This is a genomic window from Oculatella sp. LEGE 06141 (assembly GCF_015207605.1).
Taxonomy (GTDB): Bacteria; Cyanobacteriota; Cyanobacteriia; order Elainellales; family Elainellaceae; genus Oculatella.
In genome coordinates this window covers 1-6882 of record NZ_JADEWO010000118.1, presented here as the reverse complement: position 1 = coordinate 6882, position 6882 = coordinate 1, and the positions used below count along the sequence as shown (strand labels likewise).

Genomic DNA, 6882 nt, shown 5'->3' with positions numbered 1-6882 from the left:
TGTATCAAAAAGGTCGAAAAGTTGCTGAAGGTTTCAAAGCCAATATGAAGATTGTCTTCGACGAGCTTCTACCGCAATGGAATTACACAGCCAAACCAGAATTACAGGTTATTTAATTCACGATCCTAAGTGGTATAGCAAGACCGTGACGTTGTGACTTATGGATATACTCACTCATGATTTCATCTTACGCCCCGAGGGGCGGGGAATCGACCCTTGAGAGATTGAATAAGCGGATCAAGGGTTACGTTAGGACTCACTAGCACTAGCCCAAAAGTCCATCCCAGTGCGCTAACCACTATCCACCAAAAGGCTTTAGGAAGGTACTGGCGCAAAACGAGCCATTGGGCTGCGCCAATAAACAAACCTGTAAAAAATATGGTTGCTATAAACTGAAATCCTGACTCTTCCAGTGCTCCGACGATCGCCCCCGCGATTATAGTCGCCAATGTCCACCAGAGCCACAGGCGAGGTGCGATCGCCAACTGTCGTGTTTCATCTTGCCTCACATGCTGCACCATAATGCTCATCCCAGTGTTGCACTTCAACTCGATATCTGTACGATTTGGCCCAACCCGTGAGAGCGGTTTTCATCAACAGAACTATGAATCGAGCGATTCAGGAATTTGCAGGTTGTCATCCCTAATTCTCAGGATTCACTCGCCATGTAATCACAATCATTTCCACAAATATTAAGACGACTAATAGCCGCGAAAACGCTTGTAAAATGGCTTCCGTTGTCCAGTTCTGACTCTGAAGCTCCCAGACCGTCACAATAATATTCACTCCAATCGCCAACCAGGGTAGAATGACCAACGAATTCCGTCTGCGATAGGAGCGGAGCGTCGCCTCCCGCCAAAAAGGGAAGGTACTGAAGAGACAAACAAGGTAGGATGCTCCTGTACTGGCGAACAGGCTGATTTGAAGACCCGAAGGCAGGTTTGGGTATCCAAGCGCGATCGCCGTTAAACAAACTCCCAGCGCAAGATACAGGAAAGTAAACAAGGTAAATCGTTTCATTATTTCTTCTCTGTTGAAGCTTATTCTCTGTACCAAACACGCACACATTGAAAGCAATTGATTGCAAGACCCTGACTGATCATCACTGGGTGGAAAGCATTACTGGTCGTCACTCCGTAGACATCATCACTGGTGCCTTCAATCCGATCGGGTAAAACAACGGTTTCAACATTAATTACCTGTATCGTTGTACTTTCGATCCACTGATTTACAGCACTCACAACCTCAGAAAAAGATTCATACTCGGAAGGTCCGCCCAAGGGTCCCCGTTCAGTAATTCGAGGCGCAAAATCTTTGCATTGAATCATGTGATTGACCACCTTAAAACTGTAAAGTTGAGCATCAATTCAAGTAGTGGACATTGCTCACCATTTTTAAAGCCTTTCACGGTAAAGCTTGGTGGGCAGTGATATAGCGATTTCCAGGCAAGTGAGGTACAGCTTGTGAGAGCAGGGTATGGGGTGCAGGGTGTACTTCATCAGAGTGAGAACTGCTGTAGTTCTATGAGATCTATTCCAAAACTTAAACCAACTTTGCCAGTAAACCGTTAAGAACAAAGGTAAAAGCATGAACGCTGATGTGGGCTAACATTGCAGCTTCTAGTGAATATTGCCAAAAGAGCCAGCCAAACCCAATCCCCGCAATCCCATTCAGTAACAACGCCCGAATAATCACAACTGGAGTGAGGGGGACGATCGCAGCAGTCGCTGGCAGGTGTAGTAGTCCAAATACCAACGCGGCTAGAACGATCGCACCCTGGTATATTCCTTGGCTCGGCAATGTAACGCCTTGTTTGAAGACTTTCCACGCGATCCAAACAAGCAGCGACATTAAACCCCAGCGCATCAAAATTTCCTCAGTGATGCCGCCATAGAACATTGCTGTGAGCAAATTCAACCCACTTGGTTCTGTATTATTGGCTGCCCGTAGCGCTTCAGGTAAGGCAGGTTGCATCAACCGATCGAGCAACAAAAGAACGATCGCCGCCGCTGCACCCACACCCAAACTCCACTTCATCTCAACGGCAAAAGATGGAGACTTAGTGGTATGAAACACCCAATGATCAAGCAAATGGGAGTTTAATCCAACCCGATAGGCACAACCAATTCCGACCAGAATGCTGATTGCCAGTAGAGCTGTAAGCTGTAGTCCTTGCAGAAGCATTAAAATCCCTAATGGCGGCACTTTTGCCAGTGCTTCTGGAGACAGTTTCGCTAACTGTTGCTCGATTAAAGGAATAGATGCGATCGTGAACATCACAATTCCCACAGTGCCCAGCACAAACAAAATCCCGAATTGTTTCAGAATTAACATTGGTTTAATCTCCAGGTGATTTGTCCTATTAGCCCGTGCTGGTGAACACCACCATCAGCAGGAACGAGGGCAGGTTGAAAACGAAGTGGACGACGAGACCCGGCCAGATCGATCCACTTCGACGGAAGACCTCGGCAGTGGCAAGACCAGCTACCACAGCAGCGGGAAAGATGTTGTTGATCCCATGCATGAGAGCGAAGATCACAGTGCTGCCCACGACCCCAGCGAACGGGCCGTAGCGCAGCAGCGCGTTGGTGACGATGCCTCGGTAGAGCAGTTCCTCACCAAGGGGTGAGAAGACGGCAATGAACACCGTGCTCAAAACCAGAGACAGTAACCCGCCGCGAGCGCCATCTCCGTAAACATCCTGGACATTGTTCGTGTCCCCAGTGATCTGAACCCAGGCTAGGATCGCCAGACTCTTGAGCACGAAGGCAACCAGTCCTACTCCGATGCCGATCAGGAGCCAGCGTCCGGAGGTTCGACGCACGCCGAAGGCACTTAGGGAACGAATCCGCAGCCGCGCAGCCACCGCGAACGCGATCAGCGTGGCGACACCAGTCCATGCAGTTAAGATCAGGCCGTAGACCACGGGGGCAAGACTGAGTTGCTTGAACAGCGAGACGCCTCCGAACCCTACAATTAAATAGATGACGAGTCCGATGATAATCTCGAGCCAGCCCGGACGGGAGGTCTTGCTAGTCCGAGCCGAGGACGCGGAAGGTGGCTTTCCCGACTCCCGCAGGTGATTTGAAGAAACACGAGGCATGATCATTGACTCCTTTTATCGGGTTGCTGACTTCAGTTGCTGATGGGTTCGGGATTTGCCGGGGTCACCAACGCCCCTTCTGGTGGCTCTGGAAAACGGATTGGGGCGACTCCTGCTTGAACGCCCCGTAGGCGATCGCCAGAAACACGGGTACGACAACCAGCATCGATAGCGCCGTGTAGGTCGCGTGGAACTTGCTGATTGTGAACAGAGCCGGTGCGTTCACGGCGCTTCCGGCTACGCCCACCAAGAGATTGCCGCCGATGTTGTTCGCGAAGTGTACGCCGATGGCGAGTTCGGTGGTTCCGTCAATCAACGAGACTACGGTCCACACCAGACCCGGAACGAGGAAGTAGTTGAAGAATACCGTGAGCCAACCGCCCGCACTTGCCTCCGGGTTGAGCAGGTGCGATAGGGCGAAGATCGTGGCTGGCACGATCGCCAGAAACACGCGGTTCGTCCAAACAATGCTCGCGCCCTGCACAATGTAGCCGCGAAAGAAAAGCTCCTCTGTGGTCGTCTGGATCGCGGTGAAGACTAGTGCCAGCGGGACGAAGAGTGCGAACGTTGCGAGGTCGGAGTTGAAAGAGAAGGTGTCGGGATAGAAGAGGTACTGCCCCAGCCCAGCGATCAGCCAGAATGGCACGAACCAAGCCACAACCCCCTGACCGACACGCCGCCAACTTATCCGCTCCTGCGCCGTGATCAGCGTTCGGGGATGACGACGGTGAACGAGGGTGACGGCGATCAGGATTCCCGCGAGGAAGAACAGAAAACTCGCCCTGAACGCAACGAAGCCCCCCACGAGGCCGAGCGCAGCGTAATCCAGCCGATTGACCGCCGCAAGCGCCTCCTGACCGCCAAACAGGAACGCGATGCGGGGGGTGGCGATGCCGCCGACCACAAGCCCCACAAAGAAGATGACTACTAATCCCAGAACATACCGCCACCCCCGATGCTTACCCCACCGGGCGGCCTCCACGTAAGTCACATCTTTCACTTCCATTCCAATTCCCTGATGTCCTGTAATTGCTTTGATCCTCATCTTTGTCCCCTTGACTCGTGCGTGTATGTAGCCAAACCCTTGGCTAAGGTTGAGTTGAGCATTGCGAAACCCAACCTACAGAAAAATTTTGTCAATCAATCAGCGTAATGGTCATGGTTTCTCTTCTCCTCGTCATGTTGTAAATTGAGCCACCCAGCGGTATTCCAGTTACTTTTTTGTGCGATGGGAACAAAGCATTTGCGATAACTCAGGTGAGGTTCTGGTTCAGAGAAGTAGTCTCAATCCACCAGTGAATAAAGTTCAGCTTCTCGTACAAGCTTGTTGCATTAAAAGGCGGTTGTTTTGATAGACCTCTAATGTCCCAGCCTGCGGATCATCCAACGTTCCATCCCAAACCCAATATTCATAGTTGCCACTCCCAAATTTGTACACTCGAACGCCTTCAGTCGCCTGGCTGGTTCCTCCACCCAAACTTAAATTACCGTTAGGACTGATGGCACGATAAAGCAGTTCACCAGACTGATAGTTTCGCCAAATGTTAATGGTGTAACCACCCTGACATTGGGTACTCAAGATGAGGTCGGCTGTAGAATCAGCAGCAGCAGGCAAGGAGAAATAACCTGAAATACAGATAGGCAGAGCGAAGAATAATGCGGCTCTTTTGAAGAGTGTTTTCATTGTTTTCCTTGTGTAAAACTTATTGATTGAATAGTTCAAATTGAATTGCCTCAACAGTGTGCTTGCTAAAATCAGCTAGCTTCATCAGGGGCACTTATTCCTGAGATTAAAGCCGAGCATTTACAAGTTGCTCATTCACGAGGCTTGATTGACTCACTGTATATCCGTCATCAATTACTAACGGTTGACCAGTTATGAATAGAGCTTAGTGATTTGCAGCAACAGTGGCTGCCATCAACTCTGTCATTCTCCAGCGTCCGGTATATCGAATGTTATTGATGAATAGGGCTGGAGCAGTTGTTACTCCACTGCGTATTCCACCTTCGATATTTTCATTGATGCGATCGATATGCACTTGTTTAGACACATCTTTGAGAAATTGAGGCATATCAAGCCCTAAATCATTGGCATACTCAATCAGGTAACCATTCCCTAACGTTTGTTGATGGGCAAATAAAGCATCGTGCATTAACCAAAACTGTCCCTGGACAGCGGCTTCAGCGGCTTGGGCAGCCCGTTGAGCATGAGGATGAATTTGTACCTGCGGAAAGTGACGGAAGATAAAGCACAAATAATCCGCTCCAAAAGCAGCACTAAGCTCTCGTTTGATCCCTTTAATCAGCTTGTAAACGTCCGCACTTTTAGAGCACTGATAGTCTTCATACATCACCAGCACGACCCTAGCACTCAGCACACCTTGCATCCAATCCTGGGTTGAAGGCGGGACAAGTAAGGAACTGTGACTGCGATCGTCGTTCATTTTTTCTACATTTGTAGCAAGCATAGAACCTTGCAATGGACTTGCTCAGTCCATTGACTGCATCTCTATTTGCATACATTCAATATAGGAAATTGCCTTTAGTCCGTCGTCTACAGTGGGTTAAATTTTTCACAGTACAAATTGATAGAGTAACCCTGCGACCACAGGTTAGAAGACTGACTCTAACTTAAGTTAGAGTCACAACTTAATTGCACGGTCAATCCTATCCGTCTGACGTGATCGAGAGCCGTTGCCTACATCATCTGGCGGATCGGGCGGACAATCACTTCGTTAACATCGACATCATTCGGCTGAGACACGGCATACAGGACAGCTCTGGCGATCGTATCTGGGTTGAGTGCGTCTTTGCGGAGTTCTTTCAAGAAGCCTTTTGCTGGCTCGTCTGTAATATCAGAGCCGAGTTCGGTCTCAACCACGCCGGGAGAGATAATGGTGACGCGAATCGTTTTTGACTCTTGCCGCAGTCCCTCGGAGATTGCCCGAACTGCATACTTGGTCGCGCAATAAACAGCAGCAGTGGGCGCTACCACATGAGCCCCAATAGATGCCGTATTGATGATCTGTCCGCCACCTTGCGCTTCCATGATCGGCAGACCTGCCGCAATGCCATTTAACACGCCCTGGATATTCACGTTAATCATGTTGTCCCATTCCTCGACCTTCAAGGCATTCATCGGCGATAAAGGCATCACGCCTGCATTGTTGAAGATGACATCGACGCGATCAAACTTGTCTTTCGCAAACCCAATGAACGCTTTCACATCTTCTCGATCGGTGACATCTACGGCTTTGAATTCTGCTGCACCGCCTGAGGCGTGGATCTCCTCAACAATCTTTTCGAGCTTTTCGGTGCGTCGTCCGCCCAAAAGCACCTTTGCACTATTTTGAGCAAGCAACTTAGCTGTGGCTTCGCCAATTCCGCTACTGGCTCCAGTGATCGCAATGACTTTGTTCTCAATGTTTAACATCGTTGTTCTCCTTTCTGTTCGAGGTAACTGTTCAAGGGGTTGAAAAAGGGAATTGAGAAAATCGAGAGGTGCTGCTAGGCTAACAAGATGGAAGAGAACCCTGTCCCCTCCATCAATGATGTTAGCCAAGCGGACTGGGACAAGACCCCAGAGAGTGTCAACACGAACGTCCTTTGTATCCAGTGGAGCAATGTCAGAGCATAGAGGATTATTACCCAAGTGAATGCATCCATTGTGGCGAGGCGTTAGCGGGGGAAGATAGTGAGCCTTACCGGATTCAAACGATTGAGATTCCTAAACTTTTGCCTGAAGTGAGAGAACATCGCTTTCACGCTTTGAGATGTGA

General features: G+C 49.6%; 9 protein-coding genes. All 9 read right to left on the bottom strand.

All coding sequences use genetic code 11. The features are described from left to right. Positions 1-182 precede the first annotated feature (182 nt). A complete protein-coding gene (locus IQ268_RS31615) occupies positions 183-521 on the bottom strand; it encodes a hypothetical protein (protein ID WP_228035907.1) in 339 nt (112 codons plus the stop codon). Positions 522-642: 121 nt separating this feature from the next. Beyond that, positions 643-1020, bottom strand: a complete 378-nt coding sequence (locus tag IQ268_RS31610; protein WP_193887388.1) for a hypothetical protein — start codon at positions 1018-1020, stop codon at positions 643-645. 20 nt (positions 1021-1040) lie between these two features. Continuing rightward, positions 1041-1328, bottom strand: coding sequence for a hypothetical protein (locus IQ268_RS33670; RefSeq protein WP_339383244.1), 288 nt, complete (start codon positions 1326-1328; stop codon positions 1041-1043). 214 nt (positions 1329-1542) lie between these two features. Further along, on the bottom strand, positions 1543-2334 hold the full coding sequence (locus IQ268_RS31605; protein WP_193887386.1) for a CPBP family intramembrane glutamic endopeptidase: 792 nt from the start codon (positions 2332-2334) through the stop codon (positions 1543-1545). 28 nt (positions 2335-2362) lie between these two features. Next, positions 2363-3103, bottom strand: coding sequence for a CPBP family intramembrane glutamic endopeptidase (locus IQ268_RS31600; RefSeq protein ID WP_193887384.1), 741 nt, complete (start codon positions 3101-3103; stop codon positions 2363-2365). Positions 3104-3167: 64 nt separating this feature from the next. Then, the gene (locus tag IQ268_RS31595; RefSeq protein ID WP_193887382.1) at positions 3168-4148 is read right to left on the bottom strand and encodes a CPBP family intramembrane glutamic endopeptidase; all 981 of its coding nucleotides are present in this window, start codon (positions 4146-4148) and stop codon (positions 3168-3170) included. Positions 4149-4409: 261 nt separating this feature from the next. Then, complete coding sequence (locus IQ268_RS31590) at positions 4410-4787, bottom strand: hypothetical protein (RefSeq protein WP_193887380.1); 378 nt, start codon at positions 4785-4787, stop codon at positions 4410-4412. 205 nt (positions 4788-4992) lie between these two features. Continuing rightward, positions 4993-5547: a DsbA family protein gene (locus IQ268_RS31585; protein ID WP_193887390.1), complete on the bottom strand. Its 555-nt coding sequence runs from the start codon at positions 5545-5547 to the stop codon at positions 4993-4995. 254 nt (positions 5548-5801) lie between these two features. Then, complete coding sequence (locus IQ268_RS31580) at positions 5802-6536, bottom strand: SDR family oxidoreductase (protein WP_193887378.1); 735 nt, start codon at positions 6534-6536, stop codon at positions 5802-5804. Positions 6537-6882 lie beyond the last annotated feature (346 nt).

Excerpts from the sequence above, each read along its gene's own strand:
- IQ268_RS31615 (WP_228035907.1), bottom strand. The coding sequence starts at position 521 with ATGGTGCAGCATGTGAGGCAAGATGAAACACGACAGTTGGCGATCGCA.
- IQ268_RS31610 (WP_193887388.1), bottom strand. The coding sequence starts at position 1,020 with ATGAAACGATTTACCTTGTTTACTTTCCTGTATCTTGCGCTGGGAGTT.
- IQ268_RS33670 (WP_339383244.1), bottom strand. The coding sequence starts at position 1,328 with ATGATTCAATGCAAAGATTTTGCGCCTCGAATTACTGAACGGGGACCC.
- IQ268_RS31605 (WP_193887386.1), bottom strand. The coding sequence starts at position 2,334 with ATGTTAATTCTGAAACAATTCGGGATTTTGTTTGTGCTGGGCACTGTG.
- IQ268_RS31600 (WP_193887384.1), bottom strand. The coding sequence starts at position 3,103 with ATGCCTCGTGTTTCTTCAAATCACCTGCGGGAGTCGGGAAAGCCACCT.
- IQ268_RS31595 (WP_193887382.1), bottom strand. The coding sequence starts at position 4,148 with ATGAGGATCAAAGCAATTACAGGACATCAGGGAATTGGAATGGAAGTG.
- IQ268_RS31590 (WP_193887380.1), bottom strand. The coding sequence starts at position 4,787 with ATGAAAACACTCTTCAAAAGAGCCGCATTATTCTTCGCTCTGCCTATC.
- IQ268_RS31585 (WP_193887390.1), bottom strand. The coding sequence starts at position 5,547 with ATGAACGACGATCGCAGTCACAGTTCCTTACTTGTCCCGCCTTCAACC.
- IQ268_RS31580 (WP_193887378.1), bottom strand. The coding sequence starts at position 6,536 with ATGTTAAACATTGAGAACAAAGTCATTGCGATCACTGGAGCCAGTAGC.